Raw genomic sequence first — 21,492 nt, forward strand, 5'->3', positions numbered from 1 at the left:
CATGCCGCTGCCCGCCACGTGACGCGCCGCCCGTCGGCGACGCGTCGCGTCATGCGCGCACCGCGCGATACGCGATGCACCCGATCCATCGCGGCGCTAATGCACCGCCGCCTTCGAGGCGTCCGCCGTCGCCGCGACCGGCGCATCCGGCAACAGCGTCGGCCCCGGCACCGGCTGCGCGACACCGGCGGCCGCGCCGCTCGCGAGCGGCGCCACCGGCGGCGCCGGCGCCTGCTCCGGCGCACTTGCCGACGGTGCGCCGAGCGGCATCGTGATGCGCTGGCCGTTGCGTTCGAACACCACCTCGTCCGGGCCGATCGACACGACGGTCGGCCCCTCTTTCAGCCGCGCGCCTTCGAAATAGCGGCTACCGTCGGCCGTCTCGATATAGCGCTGGTCGCCGTCGCCCGCGAACACGGTCGTGATCTCCGGAATGCCGGCGACGCCGCCGAGCGTCGTCGTCGTGCGCGGCGCGGCCGCCTCCGCATCGCTCACGTGATCGACGACTTCGAGCGCAGGGCGCGCATCCTTCATGTAGTTGCGGATGCGCGGCTCGATCTGCGCGCGCGCGGCCGCGCCGGTCAACTCGATGCGGCCGCGGCCGAGATAGGTAACGGTCAGCGCGGTATCGCTGAAATAGGTCTGCGCGGTCGCGACGAGATCGCTGACCACGTAGAGGTTGCCGAGCGCCGCGTTGTCGACGCCCGACACGATCTGCGCGACGCGTTCGCGCGCGGCCGGATCGCTGACGTAGCCGGACACGATCACGCCGTCGTCGCGCGGCGCGACCGCGAGCTCCGGATACGCATGCAGCAGCTGCTGCAACCGGTGCGTGCGCGCCAGCACCGATTCGTGCTGCCACGGCAGGCGCCCCGACCACGCGACGAACCCGTAGCCGAGCGCACCGAGCAGCACGCCGACCCATAGCGCAACGAGCGCGATCACGAGCCGCCGGCTGCCGAGGCGGCGCAAGCCGCCCGTCAGCCAGCCGAGCCACGGCGCGATGCGATCGGTGTCCGGCGCGCCGGTCTCGTCGGGCACCGCAACGCTCGCCTGCGCGTGCCGCGCGATGCCGAGCCGGATCGAGCCGATCGTCACGACGTCCTGCGGCGTCATCGAGCGGCGGCCCGCGCCGAGCGGCTCGTCGTTGAACAGCACCCGCGCACCCGCGTCGCCGCCGTGGTTCTGCACCGTGACGGCCAGCGCGCCGACCTGCAGGCACACCTGTTTCGCGCCGATCTCGCGATCGGGCAGGATCACCTCGCAATCGGCCGCGGTGCCGACCCAGTTCGCACCGCGCGCGAGCGACATCGTGCGGCCGTACATCGGGCCGCTCAGGAAGCACAGATTCCATGGCGACGCGAGCGCGGCCGCACCGCCCGCCGCGCCGCCGCCGGGCAATGCGCCGTCGCCGTGCGGTTCAATGATGCTCGTCGACATGGACAGGCGCTCCTGCGGTCGTCGCCGCGGGCTGCGAGGCCGCATCCTTCGGCGGCGGCAGCGCGGGCGGACCGAACTTCGTGCCGGGCAACGGCTGCGGCGTCAGCGGCACCGCGATGTCGTTGTCCGGCGGCCGATACATCGACACGCCGCTCGCATCGGCCGGCGCATCGACGCCGGGGTTCACCGGCGAGCCGTCCGGCGCATACATCGACGCGGTCGACACCACGCGCGGCGTCAGCAGATAGAAGCGCTCCATGTGATTGCCCGACTTGTCGGTGTACTTGAACAGGTTGCCGATCAGCGGGATGTCCGACAGCCACGGCACGCCGCTCTTGTTGAGATGCACCTCGTCGTCGTTGAAGCCCGCGATCAGCAGGCTGCGGCCTTCGTCGATCATCGTCTTCGTGACGATGTTGCGCTGCTGGATCACCGGCACGTTCGACACGGCCTGCCCCGGCACGATGTTGCCGTCCTGGATGTCGATCGACATCATCACGCTCTGCGGATTGCTTGCCGGACTGCCGGACACCGCGGCCGCATTGCGGATCGCATCGTCGACGATCATCGGCGTCACCTTGATGCTCGTGCCGGTCGTCACGCTGTACAGCGACGAATCCTGGTAGCCCTGCACCTGCACGTAGAACTGCGTGAGGTTCTCGAGAATCGCCTCGGTGTTGTCGAGCGCGAGCACCTTCGGCTTCGAATGCAGCTGCGCCTGCCCCTTCTGCGCGAGCGCGTTCACGCGAGTGAGCAGATAGTTGCGCAGCGACCCGCCGATCGATGCGGTTAGCGCGATGCCGGTCGGCATGAACGTGCCGGTCTGCCCGGTCTCGCTGGTGCCGATGCCGAACGTCAGCGGCGGATTGCCCGAACCGTTGTACTGCGTGTTGCCGTTCAGCGGGCTCGAGCCGTTGCCGATCTGCACGTCGCCGTGCGTCGTGTGCAGGCGCCAGTCGATCCCGAGACTGTCGAGCGAATCCTCGTTGATGTCGATGATCGTCACGTTGATCTCGACGATGCGCGGCCGCTCGTCGAGCTGGCCGATCAGCGACTGGTAGCGGTACATGTTCTCCGGCAGGTCGCGCACGATCACCGCGTTGATCGCGGGATCGGCCTCGATCTGCGGCAGCGAATCGCCGCCGCCACCGCCGCCCGCAAACGGCGAGAATGCGCCGCCCGCGCCGCTGTCGCCGCCATAGCCGGCCGAACGCGGGCCGCCGGAGATATCGGGGAAGTCGAGGCGCGGCACCGCGATCGTCAGGCCCGAGCCGAGCTTCACCTGCCGCGCGGCCTGGCCGAGCGGCGCGCTCGACGGCGACGGGCTCGTGCCGCCGCCCTTGCCGAACAGGCGGCGCAGGATCGTCGCGACGCCCGGCACCGTGACCTCCTTGCCCGAGCGATTGATCGTGAAATCCGACGCCCAGCCGTATTTCAGCCGGAACGCGCGGATATCGGCATGCTGGCCGTTCGCCGACGGATCGCCGACCGTGCCGACCGCCTGCCGCACGAGTTCGACATAGCGGCGCGGGCCGGCCACGTACACGCTGTTCGCGCGGTCGTTGATCACGAGCGTGTAACGCTTGTCGGGAATCTGCATCGCCTGCAGCGCGCGGCCGATTTCGCCCGCCGCGTTCGGCGGGATCGGGATCATCTGCGTCTGCGACTGGTCGGCGGGATCGACGTACAGGAACGAGCCGTCGTAGTACCACGTGAGCCCGTAGGTCGAGCAGATCGTGTCGAGCGTCTGCTGCGGCGTGCCCGAGAAGCGGCCGCTGATCACGCCGTCGACCTTCGGGTCGACCACGGCCGTCACGCCCTGCGACGACGCGAGTTCGCGAATGAAGTCGCCGATCTTCTTGCCGTTCGCGACGATCGTAAACGGCTTGTTGCGCCAGCGCAGATCCGCGGCGCGCGCGGGTTGCGCCGGCGCCAGGCACAACGACGCCGTGAGCAGCGCGGTGGCGCACATGGCGAGCGCGGCCCGTTGCAGGCTGCGCGATTGAAACCGGATCGAGGCGACGCGTCGACGCATCAAAAAACTCCCGTGGAAGAAACGAACATGCGCTCCAGCGCCTGCTGCGCGAAGCGCAGCACTTCGCCGCCCAGCCAGCCCGACAGCAGCACCAGCGCGACCATCACGGCGATCAGCCGCACCGCGATGCCGATGTTCGCGTCCTGCACCTGCGTGACGGCCTGCAGGATCGCGACGACCAGCCCCGTCACCGTCGCGATCAGCACGATCGGCAGCGACAGCAGCAGCACCAGCATCAGCGCCTGGCGCGTCAGGTCGAGGATCGTCGAGCTCGTCATGGCGCGGCTCCGGGCGCGCGCACTTCGGCGCCCGCGCCGACCGTGCCGTCGTCGGGCGGGTTCTTCACCCAGCCGACCGTATGCAACTGCACGTCCTCCTCGATCTCCTGGTACGACAGCACCGCGAGGTCGGGCAGCACCGGCTGCAGGATCGTCTTCACGTAGCGGCGCGCGCCGAGCGCGACCATCACCGCGAGCCGCGCCGTGCCCTGCGCATTGCCCTGGCCCGCCTGTGCAGCCTGGACGATCGCACGCACCTGCTCGCCGATGTCCTGCTTGACCGCGCTCGACAGCGCGAGGAAATTGCCCTGCTTGGTGCGCATCACCGCGTTCTCGATGCGCTCCTGCAGGTTCTGCTCGAACAGCACCACGCGCAGCTGGCGCGCCGCGCCCGCATGGCGGTCAGTGATCATCCGGCGCAGGTCGACGCGCACCAGCTCGACGAGCGCAATCACGTCGTCGGGTTCGTTCGGCGCCCATGTGATCAGGCTTTCGAAGATCACGCGCAGGTTGCGGATCGGCACCTGCTCGGCGAGCAGCCGGCGCAGCACCTCGGTCACGCGCTGCAGCGGCACGAGCCGCGTCAGCTCGCCGACGAGTTCCGGGTGATCGCGACGCACCAGATGCACGAGCGCCTGCGTCTCCTGGATGCCGAGCAGCTCGTCGGCGTGCTGACGCACGATCTGCTCGACGTGCGCGGCGAGCGCGGCTTCGCTCGTCAGCCACTTGCCGTCCGGCGCCGCGCCGTCGGGCTTGATCCACAGCGCGGTCGCGAACGGTCCGAACGCCTCGGCCGGCTGGCGCTCCGCATGCTCGGGCAGCGGCGCGACGCCGTCCCACAGCAGCCAGCCCGGCTTCAGCGCGCCGTGCGCGGCGAGCACGTCCTGCAGGTAGATCCGGTAGCTGCCGGCCGGCGCGCCTTCGTCGTCGTTCAGCGTGATGCGCGGGAACACCGTGCCGATGTCCGCGTCGACGCGCGCCTTCGCGCCCGACAGTGCGGCCTGCAGCTGCGCGAGATTCAGCGTGGTGCGCAGGTCGTCGGACAGCGACACCGCGATCAGAGACGTGACGCCCGCCGCATGCGACACCTTCGCGGGCTGGCCGTCGTCGAGCGCGCCGACGCGCCCCGCGATATGGATCAGGTTGAAGCTCGGCGCGGCGGTCTTGCGCTTGAGCTGCGAGAACGCAAAGGCGCCGAGCGCGAGCGCGATCAGCGCGAACGACCATTTCGGGAAGCCCGGCACGGCGAGGAAGCCGGCCAGCACCAGCGCGGCGATCAGCAGCGCACGCGGATGCGCGCCGAGCTGCTCGCCCAGCTGTTCGCCGAGCTGGCGCTGCCGCGCATCTCGCGTCGCGACGCGCGTCGTCACGATGCCGGCCGCGATCGAGACCAGCAGCGACGGAATCTGCGACGCCATCCCGTCGCCGACCGTCAGGATCGCGTAACGCTGCAGCGCCTGCGCGATGTCCATCCCGTGCATCAGCGTGCCGACAGCGATCCCCGCGACGATGTTGATGAACGCAATCACGAGGCCCGCGATCGCGTCGCCCTTCACGAACTTCATCGCGCCGTCCATCGCGCCGTGCATCTGCGATTCCTGCTCGAGCTTCTCGCGGCGCTCGCGCGCCTCGTCGGCACTGATGATGCCGGCGCGCAGGTCCGCGTCGATGCTCATCTGCTTGCCCGGCATCGCGTCGAGCGAGAAACGCGCGCCGACCTCCGCAACGCGCTCCGAGCCTTTCGCGATCACGATGAACTGCACGACGGCGATCACGAGAAACACCACGCCGCCGACCACGACGTTGTTTCCGACCACCAGCCGCCCGAACGCGTCGATCACGTGACCGGCATTCGCATGCAGCAGGATCAGCTTGCACGACGCGATGTTCAGCGCGAGCCGGAACAGCGTCGTAAACAGCAGCAGCGCGGGAAACGACGAGAAGCTGACCGCCGACGGCACGTAGGTCGACACCGTCAGCAGCACGACGCTCGCGGCGAGATTCAGCGAGATCATCCCGTCGAGCGCGGTCTGCGGCAGCGGCAGGATGAACAGCGCGACCACCGCGACGATGAACGCGGCGAGGAACAGGTCGGCGCGCGGCGACGCGCCGAGACGCCGCCCGGACACGCCGCGGCCGGCGGAAAACATCCGCTGCCAGTCGCGGGGAAGCGCCTTCGGTTCTGCCATCGTGCCGTCGTCCTGTCGTTATCGCCGGCGGGCGCGGGCAATCGATGCCCGCGCGCCGCGCGGTGCGTGGAATGGGACGAGTGTAGCGACGCGAAACCGCGTAAAAACCGCTCCGCCTCGTAGCGCGAAAGCGCGTTTTCCGGCGGCGTTCGGATCGGACTACGAAACCCGGCGACGCATTTGGCCCCGCCTCGGCGGAACCGCTTCCACGGCGAACCGGCCCGCGTGTCGGGCTGCGAGCCGGGCCGCGGAAGCCGCGTCAGGACGGCAGCCGGCGCGCGGCGAGATACGCGAGCTGCGCGCGATTCTGCACGTTGAACAGCTTTTCGAGCGAGCGGATGTGATGGCCGACCTTGTGCAGCGACGTGCGCAGCGCGCTCGCGATCTCCTGGTCGGACAGCCCGTGCACGAGGCGTTCGAGCACCTGCTGCTGCTCGTCGCCGAGCGAGAAGCCGCGCAGGCGCGCGATGCGCGCCTCGAGGAACGGCAGCGCGACGCGATGCACCGCCAGGCTCACCGACAGCGCGCCGCCGATCACGCGATCGTCGATCCATTCGGTGCCGTGCGCCTCCGACGACACGTTCACCGCGACGCGCAGGTCGAGCCGCGGCGCGGACAGGCTGAAGATCACGCCGCTGTTCATCGCGTGCGCGCGCAGATGGCCCGCGAGCGCGAGCACCTTGCGGTCGCCGTCGCGCTGCGCGGCCGCCTCGATCTCGTCGAGCCGCCACGCGACCGGAAACCCGCTTTGCCGCACCTGCGCGAAACGCGGATCGCTCTCGTACAGCATGCCCTCGATATACGGCTGCATGAAGGTCGCCGGCGCGAGATCGCGCAGCAGATGCGCGCACAGAATGCGCCGCCCGATCATTTCATAGGCGCCATATCCGAGCGTGCTGAATCCGATTTGCCTCAAGCGCTCGTGGCATTGCGCGAAATCGACCGAACCCAGGTCGGATTTACCGGACGCAATTTGAATCGCGGTAAAAACGTCGCGATCGATTGCCTGAATTTCATTCGAATAAGCGGCAGCCGCCGCGATATCGGCTTGCGAAAACCATTCGACGCATGGCGCGCCGTCAGCGTATGTCATGAGGAGCCCACCCCTTCCCAATATGTGAACAAGCCCCGTCACATCATGGTCTTTTCTTTATGCTTTTCTGGTAATCGTCATGGCCGGGCGAACATGAAACTTTCGCCGCGATTAGTATTACGGCATATTACGCGCACGCCGGCATTTTTGTACAATGCCCCCGCGTTTCGTCAGGATCACGACCGGCGCATATCAATACGATGCTTCGATCGCACCGTCGCCCGCCGTGCACGACACGGCGGCCATCGCGCGGCGTGGCGCGTCGATTCCGAGGGATGGGTCATGTCCGATATTGCCTTGCATGAAGCAGCCGTCGCCCCAGCCGTTCCCTGCCCGCCGCGCGGACCGGGCGCACTGCGCGAGCGCCCGGTGCAGGTCGTCTGGTGCGACGACGTCAAACGCAACGAGATCGCGCAGCCGCACGCGCCGAAGCTCGGCGTCGCGGACACGCTCGCGCACGCGCAAAGCACGGCCGAGCGCAACCGCATCGTGTCGGGCCTGCTGCATCTGACGGGTTTCTCGACGTTCGCGTACTTTGCGCTCGAATTCGCGCACGAACGCGTCGAGAGCCTCTATCTGCACGAAGCGTTTACGCCGTCCACCTATCGCGGCGACTATGTCCGGCACCACCACCACGACGTCGATCCGCGCACGCTCGGCGCGCGCGTCTGCAACATGCCGGTCGTGTGGGACCTGCAGCAGTTGCGCCGCGAGCATCGCCAGCGCGACGAATCCTGCGTGACGCCGGCCGCGCTCGACGGCTTCCTGCAGACGATGCAGGACGACGGCATGTGCAGCGGCATCATGTATTCGATGGCGGTGCCCGGCACGCGGCTGCATGCGTTCATGAGTTTCACCGCACCGCGCCGCACGCGCGAATGGATCACGCCCGCGACCGTCGAGCAGGCGCTGTCGATCGGGCTGTCGGTACACAAGTTCGCATCGCCGCAACTGATCGCGACGTCGCGCGAACGCGCGGTCAACGGGCTCACGCCGTTCGAGCAGGAACTGCTGCTCGGCATCGCCGAAGGTGCGTCCGACAAGGAAATCGGCCGCCGCCTCGACACCAGCGCGCACAACGTCGACTATCACCTGCGCAAGCTGCGCAAGCGCTTCGGCGTCGCGAACCGGATTCAGCTCACCTACCTGACGTCGAAGCTCGAACTGATCTGACGGCGACGCAGCGCATCGCCCGTGCCGCGCGCGTAAACGCAGATGCCGGCCTCGCGGGCCGGCATCGACGGGTAGCGGCGCGGTGCCGGATCCGGCACCGCTTGCCTGGTCGCGCGCGTTACCGTTACTTCAGCAGCGTCATCTGCACGACCTTGACGATCACGAGACCGACCGCGATCACGAGGTAGCCGCGCAGCACGGCCATCCAGATCCGCGTGGACAGCGTCATCTTCTGCGGCGCGAGCGTGTCGAGCGGCGGCATGCGCCACGTGTCGCGCAGCGCACGGTCGATGCCCGGTTCGATGACGCGCCCGTTGCGGCGGATCAGCACCGTCGCGAGGTAGCCGGCGATCGCGAGCACGGTGCCGCCCACCAGCACGTCGAGAATCGCTTCGCCGCTGATGTCCGGATACATCACCGACGCGGTCAGGACGATCGACAGCAGCACGAGCACCCAGACCACCGCGCCCGTAAACACGTTGAGCTTCATCGAGTTGACCCACGGGCCGAGCACCTGGCGGTCGTTGCACAGCACCAGCAGGAACACGGTCGCGCTCGGCAGCAGCACCCCCGCGAGCGTCTGCACGGCTTCGGTCAGCAGGCCGAGCGGGCTGCCCGGGATCAGCACCAGCGTCGCCGCGGCCGCGACGATGCCGAAATACACGAGATAGAAGCCCTTCGCGTCGCCCACGCCGCGATGCAGCGAGTGGCGGATCTTGAACACGTCGCCGATCGCATACGCGGTCGACAGCGACACGGCCGCCGCGCCGATGATGCACGCATCGAGCAGCGCGACCGCGAACAGCGTCGCGCTGGTGCGCCCCGCATACTTCTCGAGGCCCGCGATGATGCCGCCCGCGTCGGTGAAATTGCCGGCTTCCGGATGCCCGCCGAACAGCGCAGCGCTGAAGCCGATCATCGCGACCGAGCCGATCAGCACGAACGCGATGCCGATCCACAGATCGACTTTTTCATACTTCATGAAGCGCGGCGTGATGCGCTTGTCGATCACGTAGCTTTGCTGGAAGAACAACTGCCACGGCGCGACCGTCGTGCCGACGATGCCGATCACGAGCAGCATCACGTCGGACAGCTTCGCGTGCGCGGGCCAGTTCGGCACGAGGAAGTCGCGCGTCATCTGCGCGACGGGCGGATGGATCGACACGAGCACCGGCACGAGCAGCAGGCTCAGCACGCACAGCACGACCGCGAATCGCTCGAAGCGCCTGAAATCGCCGGTACTCACCGCCGCCATCGTCAACGCGGCGGCCACGCATACGCCCGCGACCTTCGGCAGGCCGAAGAAGGCGAGCACGAACGTGATGCCGATGAATTCGGTGACGATCGTCAATGCGTTGAGCAGGAACAGGTCGATCACGCTGAACGCGCCCCAGAACCTGCCGAAGCGTTCGAAGATCAGGCGCGCATGGCCGACGCCCGTGACCGCGCCGAGGCGCAGCACCATTTCCTGGTTCACGTACAGCACGGGCACGAGCAGCAGCAGCGTCCACAGCAGCGTCGTGCCGTAGTTCTGGCCGGCCTGCGTATAGGTGCCGAATGCGCCGGCGTCGTTGTCGCCGACCATCACGATCAGGCCGGGGCCGATGATCGCGAGCAGCGTGCGCAGCCGGGCCCGCCACGTGCCGCGCGGCGCGGTGTCGTGATGCGCGATCGTGCCGAGCGCACCGCGGATGTCGCCCAGATGGGCGTCATCGAGCACGGCGCTGCGTTCGACGGCGATCGGCGGAGAGACGTTGGATGGCGTGGACATGATGGATTCCGTACGACTGGGGTTATCTGGCAAGCATGTGACCTTGGCATGCGCACGCAGCCGCGCGTGCGCATGCCGAGGCGCGCTCGGCGTTTCAGCGAATCAGGGATTTCAACTGGTTCAGCAGGCGGGAAAACACGCGCGGACGCGCGTCGAGCGTGAGCATCCCGTCGTAGTGGGCGCGCGATTCCGCGACGTGCGGGAGAGTCGACAGCAGAAGGCCGAAGTTCATGGTCTGGCTCCGTGCGGCGACGGCAAGGCGTGCCGGCCGCGTCGTGGGTGCGGGGCCAGTCCGGCGCCTGTTCGGATATCAGGCTAGTCGGCCGGCGTGTCCCTGCGACCCGGGTTCGAAAGGGTCTGGCGGTATGCGTGGCATAAGGGACAACTGTCACTGTCGTTCATGGCGGCTCCTGTACGGTGTTCCGGGGAACACGGTTGAGCGCCGTCCGGCACGGCGACCGGATCCGCGCGCCCTGGCAAGGCGTGCGCGAACGCGGCCGCGACCCGGCGGCGGCGAAACCGGACGGCGCATGCGCGAACGCATCACGCTAACCGGCGCGAATCAGGGTGCACGTAGGAAGTGTTGCTGCGGAGTACTGCTGCGCGCACCGTTTGCCTGGGTGACAAACGGCGGCTTGAAGAGGCGCGGACGTCGGTCGCTCAGGCGGAAATTTCGTTCGAAGATCGACTACTGCAAGCGTCCAAGACGGCTGCCCCAAAAGTGAAGATGCCGGATTCTATGGATCGGCCGAAAGCGAAGTCAACCCCTTGAAACCGTTTTCCGGAAATAAAATTTCGCGGGCGCGACGCTGAAAGATTTGCCCTCGAAAACACGCGATGAAACCTTTCACGCCGGGCGCTGCGGCCGATGCGCGGGCGCAACGATCGGACCGCGTGCGGGATCGGTTCCAGGTCGCGCGGGCGCGGCCGCGCTTGCTTGCGATCGGCGGCCTTTGATGCGTTTTCTACTTGCACTGCAGCAAATCGCGCGTCTACAATCCGCCGCAGTTCAACACGGGAGTCCCTTCGTGGACACATGCTCCAGTTGCAGTTCGATGCCGGTCCAGGCCGGCCAGACCATCGCGAGATAGCAGCCCGCACGCATGCCTGCCGCCGCTAGCTCGCCTTCGCCGGGTTAGCGCGCTTCCTCCGGACCGGCCATCGCCGGTTCGTCCGTCGCACGCTCCGTTACGTTTCAACCGCCGATCGCAGGCGCGCCGCGCGCCCGCGCTCGAACACGTCGTCCGGCACTCGCCGGACCGGACGGAGGCCACGTCATGTTCATTCCATCGTTCGCGGTCAGACTCAAGCGCATCGTTCCCGGTGCGCGTCTTTCACCGCTTGCCCATGCGCCCGGCAACCGGCGCGCGTTCGCTCGCCTGCCTACTCCGCCGCGCCTGCTCGACTGCGCGCTGATCGGCGCGATGGCAGCCGCCGTCGCGCTCGCCGCGCTGCTGTGCGTGGCCGCGTCGCGCATCGGCTTCGCATCGGTCGGACGTGTCGCCGGCTGGCTGCCATAGCCGGCCGCACACCGCGCGCCGAATCGCACCTCGCTTTCGCTTCTTCAGCCTGACTCATCAAACCATCAACGGGATCCACATGAAGCACCACCTCGACCTCGCGCTGCGCACGCCACGCCTGCACGCACTGGCCCCCCTGCTGCTTTCGCTTGCCGCCGCGCCCGCGCAATCCGCATCGCCGGCGGCGACCGAATCCGCCGCCGGCGCCAGCGACGCCGCACCGGCACCCGCGGCCGATGCGGCCGCGCCCGCTCCCACCGGTCTGTTCGAACGCTCGAACCTGCTCGGCAACATGGGCGGCCTGCGCGACGTGCTCGGCGCTCGCGGCGTCACGCTGAACCTGCAGGAAACCAGCGAGTACCTGTACAACGCGGCCGGCGGCACCGGCCGCGGCGGCGCATACCAGGGCCTCACGCAGTTCGGCTTCAGCGTCGACACGGAAAAGGCGATCGGCCTGCCGGGCGGTACGTTCAACGTATCGGGCCTGCAGATCCACGGCTCGAACCTGACGCAGCGCTATCTGCAGACGCTGCAGACCGCGACCGGCATCGAGGCGAACGCGACCACGCGGCTGTGGGAGCTGTGGTACCAGCAGGCGTTCCTCGGCGACAAGCTCGACGTGAAGGTCGGCCAGCAGAGCCTCGACCAGGAATTCATGGTGAGCCAGTACGCGGCGTCGTTCATGAACGCGACGTTCGGCTGGCCCGTGCTGCCGTCGGCGGACCTGCCGTCGGGCGGCCCCGCCTATCCGCTGTCGTCGCTCGGCGTGCGGCTGCGCGTGAAGCCGTCCGACGCGTGGACCGTGCTTGCCGGCGTGTTCGACGGCAACCCGGCCGGCCGTCTCGATAGCGATCCGCAGCAACTCAATGCGCACGGCACGAACTTCAACCTGCGCAGCGGCGCGCTGCTGATCGGCGAAGTCCAGTACGCGCTGAACGCGCCGCCTGCCGATCCGAAGGCGCCGCAGCCGACCGGCCTGCCGGGCACCTACAAGCTCGGCGTCTGGTATCAGTCGCAGCATGCGGACGATCTGCGCACGGGCACCGACGGCCTGTCGCTCGCGAATCCGGCCAGCAACGGCGTGGCCGCGACCCATCGCGGCAACTACGGGTTCTATGCGGTCGCCGACCAGATGGTGTGGCGGCCGGCCGCCGACAGCCCGCGCTCGGTCGGCGTGTTCGCACGCGTGATGGGCGCGCCGGGCGATCGCAACGTCGTCGATTTCGCCGCCAACGCGGGCGTGACGCTGAAAGCGCCGTTCGCCGGACGCGACGACGATGTCGCCGGCATCGCAATCGGCTACGCGAAGATCGGCTCGCATGCGCGCGCACTCGACGGCGACGTCGGCACCTACACGACGCCCGGCTATCCAGTGCGCCGCGCGGAGACGGTGGTCGAGGCGACCTACCAGTACCAGGTCGCGCCGTGGTGGCAGCTGCAGGCCGACCTGCAGCACTTCTTCCGTCCGGGCGGCGGCATCCCGAACCCGGGTGCGGCGGGCGCGCGCATCGGCGACGAAACGGTGATCGGCGTGCGCACGACGATCACGTTCTGACGCGCGCGATACACGAGCACGGGCCGCACGCGCCGGCCCGTGTTCTCCTGCCGCGCCGCGCGCGCGGATATCACTCGCCGTACAGCCCGAGCAGCTTCAGCGTAACGCCGTTGGTCCAGCCGAAGCCGTCCTGCAGCGGATATTCGCCGCCGCCCCCGCCGCCTTCGCCGGCCCCCTCGACCACGTATTTCTCGACGAGCTTGCCTTCGGTCGCATACACATGCTTCACGTCGGTCAGGAAACGCGTGCCGATATCCTTCGCGAGCGCCGGCTCGCCATAGCGGCGCAGCCCCTCGATCGCGATCCATTGCAGCGGCGCCCAGCCGTTCGGCGCGTCCCACTGCTGGCCGGTGTTCTCGGTCGTCGTCGCGAGGCCGCCCGGCTGCAGCAGCGTCCGGCGCATTTCGCGTGCGGTCGCCTTCGCGCGTTCGGGCCATGCGACGCCGGTGAACAGCGGATACAGCGCGGCCGCGCTCACGCCATCGCGCGGCTTGCGCAGCTGCCAGTCGTAGTCGCCGTAATAGCCACGGCGATTCCACAGATAGCGATTGATCGCCGCCGCACGCCGCGTCGCGCGCGCCGAGAAGTCGGCCACGCAGGCGACGTCGTGCGTGACCGTGCAGCCCTTCACGATGGTCCGCTCGAGATGGAACATCAGGCTGTTCAGGTCGACCGGCACGATCGACGTCGTGCGGATCGTCGCGAGCGTGCGGCCGTCGCCGAACCAGCGCGAGCTGTAGTCCCAGCCGCTCTCGGCGCCCGCGCGCAGGTCGCGGTAGACCTCGTTCGCGGGACGGTCCGGCACGGCCTTCGCGGTCGTCACGTCCTCGAGATACGACTCGTCGCGCGGCGTGTCGCTCGCATCCCAGTAGCGGTTCAGCACCGCGCCGTCCGGCATTGCGACCACATGGCGCGCAGCCTGCCCGCGCGGCGTCGACGTCTCGCCCTGCATCCAGTACGCGTATTCCTTGCGCAGTGCGGGCAGATACTTCTGGTACACCTTGTCGCCCTCCGCCTGCGCGGCGAGCGTGACCATGTACGCGAAGAACGGCGGCTGCGAGCGGCTCGCGTAATACGTGCGGTTGCCGTTCGGGATGTGGCCGACCGTATCGATCAGATGCGCGAAATTGTCGAGCATGTCGTCGACGAGATCCTCGCGCCCCGACACCTGCAAGCCGAGCATCGTGAAATAGGTGTCCCAGTAATAGCCTTCGCGGAAACGCCCGCCCGGCACGACGTACGGCTTCGGCATCGGGATCAGCGAACTGTACGGCGGCACGGTCGCGCTCGTGCGCGTGAGCTGCGGCCACAACCAGTCGATATGCTCGCGCAGCGTCTGGTTCGGCGGCGGCGTCACGCCGCCCGCGGGCGGCGGCGTGAAGTGCTGGTCGACGAACGCCTTCAGCGAGAAGCCCGGCTGCGACTTCTGTTGCTGATACAACTGCACGATTGTCGCGGGATCGGTGTCCGGCGTCGCGTCGACGAAAGTCTTCTGGTCGGGATAGAGCTGCGCGGTCTGCACCGCGACGAACAGGTCGCCGTAGAGCTGGCTCGGCGGCGGCAGCAGCACGCTCGAAGCGGGCGTCGCGACGGCGGCGGACGATGCAGCCGCCTGGACGGCGGCCTGGTTCGCGCTGTCCGCCTGCGCGGCGCAGCCGGCGACGGCGAGATACGCGACCGCCAGTGCAGCGGCCCAGCGGATGCGCGGTGCGGCCGGCGCGGGATGCGATGCGGTCGATGCGGCACGACGTGACGTCATGGCGTGTCCCCTCCTTTCGATGGTGAGTGGATCGGCAAGGGTCTCCGCACGCGTGCGCTCGTCTCGATGGCCGTCGATCGATGCGCGTAATGATGTGTTTCGATGTGTTTCGCGAGGGTTCGACTGTCGCACGAAACGCGCGCGGCGCGCAAGCTTCGCGGCCGGCATGCGCGCCCGATGTCATGTGTCATGTCATGCGCCGCCTGCCGCGCATCGGTCGCGGGCAGTCGTCTCTTGTTGCCGGCCGCGCGACAGGAACGACTGTCGCAACATGCGGAACACGCGCGGCCGCACGTGACGCATCGACCACAATGTGGGCATAATGACGCCTTTACCGCGCGCCCAGCCCATGTCGCCCGTCTTCCTAGCACCGCTCATCGTTGCCTGTGCGTTGTTCATGGAAAGCGTCGACGCGAACATCATCGTCACTGCGCTGCCGGCAATGGCGAGGGACTTCGGGCACAGTCCGGTCACGCTGAACATCGCGATCACGGCCTACGTGGTCGGGCTCGGCGTGTTCATCCCGATCTGCGGCTGGCTCGCCGACCGCTTCAGCGCACGCGCCGTATTCCGCACCGCGATCGGCATCTTCGTTGCCGGCTCGCTGCTGTGCGCGGCCTCCAATTCGCTCGGCCTGCTCACGTTCGCGCGCTTCGTGCAGGGCGTCGGCGGCGCGATGATGGTGCCGGTCGGCCGCATCATCATCTTCCGCGCGGTGCCGCGCTCCGATCTCGTGCGCGCGATGAACTACCTCGCGATTCCCGCGCTGTTCGGGCCCACCGTCGGACCGCTCGTCGGCGGCTTCATCACCACCTACCTGCACTGGCGGATGATCTTCTTCATCAACGTGCCGATCGGCCTGTACGGCATCTACCTCGCCAGCAAGCACATCGCGAACACGCACGAGCCCGATCCGGGCCCGCTCGACTGGTTCGGCTTCCTGCTGTCCGCAAGCGGGGCGGCGCTGCTGCTGATGGGCCTTACGCTGATCGACGGCGCGCTCACCACGCGCGCGAATGCGCTGACGATGTGCGTGGCCGGCGCGGTGCTGCTCGTGCTCTACGTGCCGTATGCGCGCCGCAAGGAGCGGCCGGTGCTCGACCTCAGCTTCCTGAAGATCCCGACCTACCATGCGAGCGTGGTCGGCGGGTCGCTGTTCCGCATCGGGCTCGGCGCGGTGCCGTTCCTGCTGCCGCTCGCGCTGCAGGAAGGCCTCGGCATGACCGCGTTCCATTCCGGGCTGATCACCTGCGCGTCCGCGCTCGGCGGCGCGGTGAGCCGCTCGACGGCCACCCACACGCTGCGCCGCTTCGGCTTTCGCACGGTGCTGATGTACAACGCGGCGTTCGCGGGCCTGTCGATCGCCGCATACGGCGTGTTCCATCCGGGCATGGCGACCTGGGCGATCTGGCTGATCGTGCTGGTCGGCGGGATCTTCCCCGCGCTGCAGTTCACGAGCCTCAATTCGATGATCTACGCGGATATTTCGCCGCGCGACGCGGGGCGCGCGACGAGCCTCGGCAGCGTCGTGCAGCAGATGTCGCTCGGGCTCGGCGTGACGGTCGCAGGCCTCGTGCTGCACGTCTCGCACTGGCTGCAGGGCCATCAGACGATGGTGTGGTCGGATTTCTGGCCTGCGTTCGTGGTGGTCGGGCTGTGCTCGTTCGCGTCGATTCCGATCACGCGCAGGCTGCCGCCGGGCGCCGGCGACGAAGTCGCGCGCGGCAAGCGGGCCTGAAAGCGCTGCATCGATCGGCAGCGCAGAAAACAAAAAAATCAGCGGACATCCACACGGGGCCGGTGCACAGCCGCATGGATGTCCGCTCAGGGCTCCGGGTCTCCCGTTGGGGGTTGAGAATCCCGGATTCGCTTCCTGCGTGCCATGGACATATCGTGCGTCGGAAGCGGAATCGTTGCGCGCTCATGTCGTCGCGCCATGAGTGCACTATAGGGAATCTTGCGGCGGGCATCTGTCAACCATTGTCAGATGCGTGCGCGCGCCGTTCGCGCTAAAGTGGTGCCCGACCGCCACCCTTTTCCGCCGTTCCGATGCCGACGCTCTCGCCCGCCGCCGCCCGCGCGCTGCATCTCGCCGCGCAAGGCCTGCTGACACCGCCGCGCCGCAAGGCGACCAAGGCCGACGTGCTCGACACGATCCGCCGCATGGCGCAGTTACAAATCGATACGATTCACGTCGTCGCGCGCAGCCCGTATCTGGTGCTGTTCAGCCGGCTCGGCGATTTTTCCCCGCAATGGCTCGACGAGCATCTGGCCGAGGCGCGCCTGTTCGAATACTGGTCGCACGAGGCGTGCTTCCTGCCCGTCGAGCAGTTCGGCCTGATGCGCTACAAGATGCTCGATCCGTCGGGGATGGGCTGGAAATACGCGGCCGACTGGCATGCGGAGAACCGCGACGAGATCGAGCGACTGCTCGCGCGAATTCGCAGCGACGGCCCGGTGCGCTCGGCGGATTTCGTTCGCGAGGACGGCGCAAAAGGCAACGGCTGGTGGGACCGCAAGCCCGAGAAGCGTCATCTGGAAGTGCTGTTCACGACCGGCGATCTGATGGTGTCCGAACGCCGCAATTTCCAGCGCGTGTACGACGTGCGCGAGCGCGTGCTGCCCGGCTGGGACGATGCGCGCGACCTGCCGCCGCGCGAGGCCGTGCTGCCCGCGCTGCTCGACTACACGTGCCGCGCGCTCGGCATCGTGCGTGCGGACTGGGTCGCCGATTACTACCGGCTGCCGCGCCGCTCCTACAAGCCGGAACTCGAACGGCTCGCGCAAGCGGGCGATCTGATTCCGGTGCAGGTCGGCGACTGGAAGGAACCCGCGTACGTGCATCGCTCGCTCGAAGCGCTGCTGCCCGCCGCCGAGGCCGACACGCTGCGCTCGACGGTCACGACGCTGCTGTCGCCGTTCGATCCGGTGGTATGGGACCGCCGGCGCGCGTCGACGCTGTTCGACTTCGACTACACGATCGAGTGCTATACGCCCGAGCACAAGCGGCGCTACGGCTATTTCTGCCTGCCCGTGCTGCATCGTGGCCGGTTGATCGGCCGCGTCGACGCGAAAGCGCATCGCATGCTCGGGACGTTCGAGCTGAAGTCGGTGCACGTCGAACCGGGCGTGCGCATCGGCGCGGGGCTCACGGCCGACGTCGCGAAGGCCGTGAAAAAGCTCGCGGCATGGCACGGCACACCGGAGATCCGGGTCGGCAACGCGCCGCCCGCTTTCGCGCAGGCGTTCGCAAGCGCCTGAGACGGATCCCGCCCTAGCGCTGCGCCGCAATCCAGCGCGCAATCTCCGGCCACGCCGCCTTCAGCGTGCGCGAGCCCATGAACAGGCCGATATGGCCGCCCGGCACCAGCCGGCTCGTCACCTGCGCGGCCGGCGTGCCGATACGATCGCGCGCATTGAACACCTGCTCGGGCGTCGTGATGTCGTCGGCCTCGCCGGCCAGCAGATAGACAGGACACCGCACGTTCTTCAGATCGAGCGTGCGGCCGAGCGCGACGAACGTGCCCTTCGCGAGCCGGTTCTCCTTGAATATCTGCACGATCGCCTGCAGGTACCAACGCCCCGGCAGGTCGATCGGGCTTTCGTACCAGCTCGCGAACGCCTCGCGCTTGCGCAGGTAGTCGGGATCGTCGAGATGCTCGTACAGATCGACGTGCTCGGACAGATAGTGCTGGTCGGGGTGCATGTTCTTCCAGCCGCGCAACATGAGGCGCCCGCGCATCAGGCCGCCACCCATCGCGACGAGTTCCTCGTAGAACGACACCGGATACGCATGCGCCATCCGCTTGATCGGGCCGTCCCCCGCGTCCGCGTCGATCGGCGCACCCGCGAGCACGAGGCTCGCGACCTTGTGCGGGAAGCGTGCGGCATACATCGCCGACATCCAGCCGCCCTGGCACAGCCCGACGAGGTTCACGCGGCCGCCGAGTTCGTCGACGCATACGTTCAGCTCGGCCAGATACTGGTCGATCTCGAGGTCTTTCATGTCGTCGGTCGCGGAGCGCCAGTCGGTCAGGTACAGGCGCGTCACGCCGTTGCCGCGCAGCGTCTCCATCAGGCTCTGGCCGGGCTGGAAGTCGGCGATCATCGCACTGTGCCCCGCGTACGGCGCATCGACGATGGTCGGCAGGCCTTGCCCCGGCTCGACCGAGTAGTCGCGAAACGTCATCGTGCGCAATTCGAGCAGCGGCCGGTTCGGCGATGCCAGTGCCGGATGCAACTCGAAATGCAGCTTCTCCTCTTCCGCGAGAAAACGGAGATTGCGCGCGGCGATCTCCGAACCGGCCTGCAGCATCGTCATCGCAGCCATCGGCCAGAACATCGGCAGCGCGGGGACCCGATCCGGACGGGCCGCGAGATCGTCGGTTTTCTTCATCGTACTCCCGGGTGAATGCATGCAACGTGGACGGAAACGCGCCGCTCACTGCGCGACGGCAGCGGGCGCCGCCGCCATGCGCGACGCGTGCGCATACAGCACGGCCACCGCACAACTCGCGAGGCGCGTGCGCTCGCTGTCCGCGCGGCTCGTCAGAATGATCGGCACGCGCGCACCGAGCACGATCCCGGCCGCGTCGGCGTTCGCGAGGAAGGTCAGCTCCTTGGCCAGCATGTTGCCGGCTTCCAGATCGGGGGCGAGCAGGATATCGGCGTCGCCGGCGACGCGCGGATCGAGATGCTTCAGGCGCGCGGCCTCGGCGCTGATCGCATTGTCGAGCGCCAGCGGACCGTCGAGCACGCCGCCCGTGATCTGCCCGCGCTCGGCCATCTTGCACAGCGCGGCCGCGTCGATCGTCGACGGCAGCTTCGAGCTGACCGTCTCGACAGCCGACAGGATCGCCACCTTCGGCATGCCGACGCCAAGCGCGTGCGCGAGGTCGATCGCGTTCTGCACGATATCGGCCTTCTGTTCGAGCGTCGGACGAATATTGACCGCCGCATCGGTAATGAAAAGCGGCTTGCGATAAGTCGGCACATCCATCACGAACACGTGACTGAGACGCCGCCCCGTGCGCAGGCCCGTATCGGCCCGCACGACTTCGGCAAGGAGTTCGTCGGTATGCAGGCTGCCCTTCATCAATGCATCGGCTTCGCCGGCCCGCACCACGCCGACCGCCAGCGCCGCCGCTGCATGACTGTGCGGCGCGTCGACAAGCCGGCAACCCGACAGATCGATGCCGAGCGCCGCCGCGAGCGTGGTGATGCGCGCGACGGGACCGATCAGCACCGGCTCGACGATGCCGGCGCGCGCCGCGTCGACGGCCGCACGCAGCGAAACGTCGTCGCAGGGATGCGCGACCGCGACCGTCACCGGACGCAGCGCCCGGCAACGCGCGATCAGCGCATCGTATTTCTCGTGCTGACGGGACTCGCTCATTGCGCCCACCTTCTCGATCACGACACCGCATTCTCGGGCGATCGGCGCGACACAAATTTGACGGCCGTCAATTGTTTCGGGTGAAGTCCCGATAGCATGGGTCTGCACAAGGACATCCGGAGCGCCGCGCCGGACCGCACCGGCGCCGGTTCCCGTTCGTGACGGAGCCGGCCGGCACGCGCAGCGCCCTTGCGCTCAGTCGCGCAGCTTGCGAAAACGCGGTGTGCCGTCCGGCAGGTTTTCGTTGAACATCGCTTCGGGCCGCACCCACAGCCCGCGCGCGTGCGGCCACAGATGTTCGTAGACGACCACCGCTTCCTCGGTTTCGGAATGGCGGGCCACGCCGATATAGCGATACAGTCCGCCCTTGTAATGGCGGTGCGTCGCGAGCTGTTCGGCTTCCTGTTCGGTCATGATGCGCTTCCCTTCGGCAAATCGGAAAGCGCGTATTGTATGCGCTGCGCCGCGCGTCAGCGTTTCGTGTAGAGGTCGGGGCGGCGAATCTCCATCAGCCGCTCGGGATTCGCGGACGGCCCGAAGCCGACCGGCCGGTACAGCTCGTGCGCATCGCTCGTCACCAGCATGATGCGGCGCAAGCCCTGCACCATCGGCTGCGCGAACACGTGGTCGATCAGCGCGCGGCCGTAGCCGCGGCCGCGCTCGGCCGGCAGTACGAACACATCGCACAGGTACGCGAACGTCGCGTGATCGGTGACGAGCCGCGCGAATCCGACGAACCGCTCGCCGACATACGCGCCGAAGCACAGCGAACCGTCGATCGCACGCTCGACCACGTCGCGCGGGATGCCCTTCGACCAGTACGCCTCGCGATGCAGGAAGTCGAAGATCGCGTCGACGTCGAGTTCGCGCTTGTCGGTGGAAAATCTCAGCGTGGCGGGAGCGGCAACGGGCACGGCAGCCTCCGGGGCGAGGAAGGGGGAAGCGTGGACGATACCGCGATGCGGGGGGCGAGACAAGGGTGTTCCAGCCGCCCGTAGCCCGGTGACCGCGCCCGCATATTACGGGGCGGCAAAATCCTCCCGGCGCCCTGCATCGGCACATGTCCAGCATCCTGTACATCTTCGTTTGCTGCTGCGATAGACTTGCGCAACTGACCGTACATGTGGGGTATGCCATGCGCACGATTCACTTTTCGGGCGCTCGCGGCAATCTGAAGACCGTGATAGACCAGGTCGTCGACGATGCGGACGCAGCCGGTCGCGCAGGCCACCCGGCTCGACGCCACGCCCGCTTCGCATGGTCGATGACGCCGCGCGACACGGC

Annotated in this window: 18 protein-coding genes and 1 pseudogene; 6 read left to right on the plus strand and 13 right to left on the minus strand. The window is 68.0% G+C overall.

Annotation, left to right across the window (positions count from 1 at the left end):
- Positions 1-96: 96 nt before the first annotated feature.
- The 5 genes from sctD to BST28156_RS17015 all read right to left on the minus strand — a co-directional run bounded on the left by sctD (position 97) and on the right by BST28156_RS17015 (position 7,035).
- Positions 97-1,440: a type III secretion system inner membrane ring subunit SctD gene (gene sctD / locus BST28156_RS16995; RefSeq protein WP_174902837.1), complete on the minus strand. Its 1,344-nt coding sequence runs from the start codon at positions 1,438-1,440 to the stop codon at positions 97-99.
- Positions 1,421-3,475, minus strand: coding sequence for a type III secretion system outer membrane ring subunit SctC (sctC, locus tag BST28156_RS17000; RefSeq protein ID WP_174902838.1), 2,055 nt, complete (start codon positions 3,473-3,475; stop codon positions 1,421-1,423). Before sctC ends, sctD begins: the two co-directional genes overlap by 20 nt.
- Complete coding sequence (sctS, locus tag BST28156_RS17005; RefSeq protein ID WP_009687668.1) at positions 3,475-3,753, minus strand: type III secretion system export apparatus subunit SctS; 279 nt, start codon at positions 3,751-3,753, stop codon at positions 3,475-3,477. Before sctS ends, sctC begins: the two co-directional genes overlap by 1 nt.
- Entirely contained in the window at positions 3,750-5,942 is a 2,193-nt protein-coding gene (gene sctV, locus BST28156_RS17010; protein WP_174902839.1) for a type III secretion system export apparatus subunit SctV, read from the minus strand. Before sctV ends, sctS begins: the two co-directional genes overlap by 4 nt.
- Before the next feature lie 259 nt (positions 5,943-6,201).
- Complete coding sequence (locus BST28156_RS17015; protein WP_174902840.1) at positions 6,202-7,035, minus strand: helix-turn-helix transcriptional regulator; 834 nt, start codon at positions 7,033-7,035, stop codon at positions 6,202-6,204.
- Positions 7,036-7,317: 282 nt separating this feature from the next.
- Here BST28156_RS17015 and BST28156_RS17020 point away from each other — a divergent pair, with 282 nt between their 5' ends.
- Positions 7,318-8,208, plus strand: a complete 891-nt coding sequence (locus tag BST28156_RS17020; RefSeq protein WP_174902841.1) for a helix-turn-helix transcriptional regulator — start codon at positions 7,318-7,320, stop codon at positions 8,206-8,208.
- A 124-nt stretch (positions 8,209-8,332) separates the two neighbouring features.
- Here the strand turns inward: BST28156_RS17020 and BST28156_RS17025 are convergent, their stop codons facing one another.
- Positions 8,333-9,979 (minus strand): NRAMP family divalent metal transporter, encoded by a 1,647-nt coding sequence (locus BST28156_RS17025; RefSeq protein ID WP_060241407.1) that lies wholly within the window; start codon positions 9,977-9,979, stop codon positions 8,333-8,335.
- A 94-nt stretch (positions 9,980-10,073) separates the two neighbouring features.
- Entirely contained in the window at positions 10,074-10,211 is a 138-nt protein-coding gene (locus BST28156_RS17030) for a hypothetical protein (RefSeq protein ID WP_174902842.1), read from the minus strand.
- A gap of 1,045 nt (positions 10,212-11,256) precedes the next feature.
- Here BST28156_RS17030 and BST28156_RS17035 point away from each other — a divergent pair.
- Positions 11,257-11,499, plus strand: a complete 243-nt coding sequence (locus tag BST28156_RS17035) for a hypothetical protein (protein ID WP_060241408.1) — start codon at positions 11,257-11,259, stop codon at positions 11,497-11,499.
- A 79-nt stretch (positions 11,500-11,578) separates the two neighbouring features.
- Entirely contained in the window at positions 11,579-13,054 is a 1,476-nt protein-coding gene (locus tag BST28156_RS17040; RefSeq protein WP_174902843.1) for a carbohydrate porin, read from the plus strand.
- A gap of 70 nt (positions 13,055-13,124) precedes the next feature.
- Here BST28156_RS17040 and treA read toward each other — a convergent pair whose 3' ends face one another.
- Positions 13,125-14,813 carry an alpha,alpha-trehalase TreA gene (gene treA / locus BST28156_RS17045; protein WP_174902844.1) on the minus strand — a complete coding sequence of 563 codons (1,689 nt, stop codon included), beginning with the start codon at positions 14,811-14,813 and terminating at the stop codon, positions 13,125-13,127.
- Positions 14,814-15,005: 192 nt separating this feature from the next.
- A complete protein-coding gene (locus tag BST28156_RS17050) occupies positions 15,006-15,212 on the minus strand; it encodes a hypothetical protein (protein WP_174902814.1) in 207 nt (68 codons plus the stop codon).
- Between BST28156_RS17050 and BST28156_RS17055 the strand changes: the two genes are divergently transcribed.
- Complete coding sequence (locus tag BST28156_RS17055) at positions 15,163-16,551, plus strand: MFS transporter (protein ID WP_060241411.1); 1,389 nt, start codon at positions 15,163-15,165, stop codon at positions 16,549-16,551. The two genes, BST28156_RS17050 and BST28156_RS17055, sit on opposite strands and share 50 nt — an antisense overlap.
- Positions 16,552-16,862: 311 nt before the next feature.
- Positions 16,863-18,074, plus strand: coding sequence for a winged helix-turn-helix domain-containing protein (locus tag BST28156_RS17060; RefSeq protein ID WP_174902845.1), 1,212 nt, complete (start codon positions 16,863-16,865; stop codon positions 18,072-18,074).
- A gap of 13 nt (positions 18,075-18,087) precedes the next feature.
- Here the strand turns inward: BST28156_RS17060 and BST28156_RS17065 are convergent, their stop codons facing one another.
- The 4 genes from BST28156_RS17065 to BST28156_RS17080 all read right to left on the minus strand — a co-directional run bounded on the left by BST28156_RS17065 (position 18,088) and on the right by BST28156_RS17080 (position 21,122).
- A complete protein-coding gene (locus BST28156_RS17065; protein ID WP_254596388.1) occupies positions 18,088-19,209 on the minus strand; it encodes an alpha/beta fold hydrolase in 1,122 nt (373 codons plus the stop codon).
- Positions 19,210-19,254: 45 nt separating this feature from the next.
- Positions 19,255-20,280: a phosphate acetyltransferase gene (locus BST28156_RS17070; protein ID WP_174902868.1), complete on the minus strand. Its 1,026-nt coding sequence runs from the start codon at positions 20,278-20,280 to the stop codon at positions 19,255-19,257.
- A 123-nt stretch (positions 20,281-20,403) separates the two neighbouring features.
- Positions 20,404-20,622 carry a DUF1653 domain-containing protein gene (locus BST28156_RS17075; RefSeq protein ID WP_009687837.1) on the minus strand — a complete coding sequence of 73 codons (219 nt, stop codon included), beginning with the start codon at positions 20,620-20,622 and terminating at the stop codon, positions 20,404-20,406.
- Positions 20,623-20,678: 56 nt separating this feature from the next.
- A complete protein-coding gene (locus BST28156_RS17080; protein ID WP_060241414.1) occupies positions 20,679-21,122 on the minus strand; it encodes a GNAT family N-acetyltransferase in 444 nt (147 codons plus the stop codon).
- A 221-nt stretch (positions 21,123-21,343) separates the two neighbouring features.
- Here BST28156_RS17080 and BST28156_RS35195 point away from each other — a divergent pair.
- Positions 21,344-21,418 (plus strand): annotated as a pseudogene (locus BST28156_RS35195) (type II toxin-antitoxin system prevent-host-death family antitoxin); the annotation flags it as partial.
- Between the last annotated feature and the right edge of the window lie 74 nt (positions 21,419-21,492).

The sequence above is a fragment of the Burkholderia pseudomultivorans genome, assembly GCF_902499075.1.
Classification (GTDB): Bacteria; Pseudomonadota; Gammaproteobacteria; order Burkholderiales; family Burkholderiaceae; genus Burkholderia; species Burkholderia pseudomultivorans.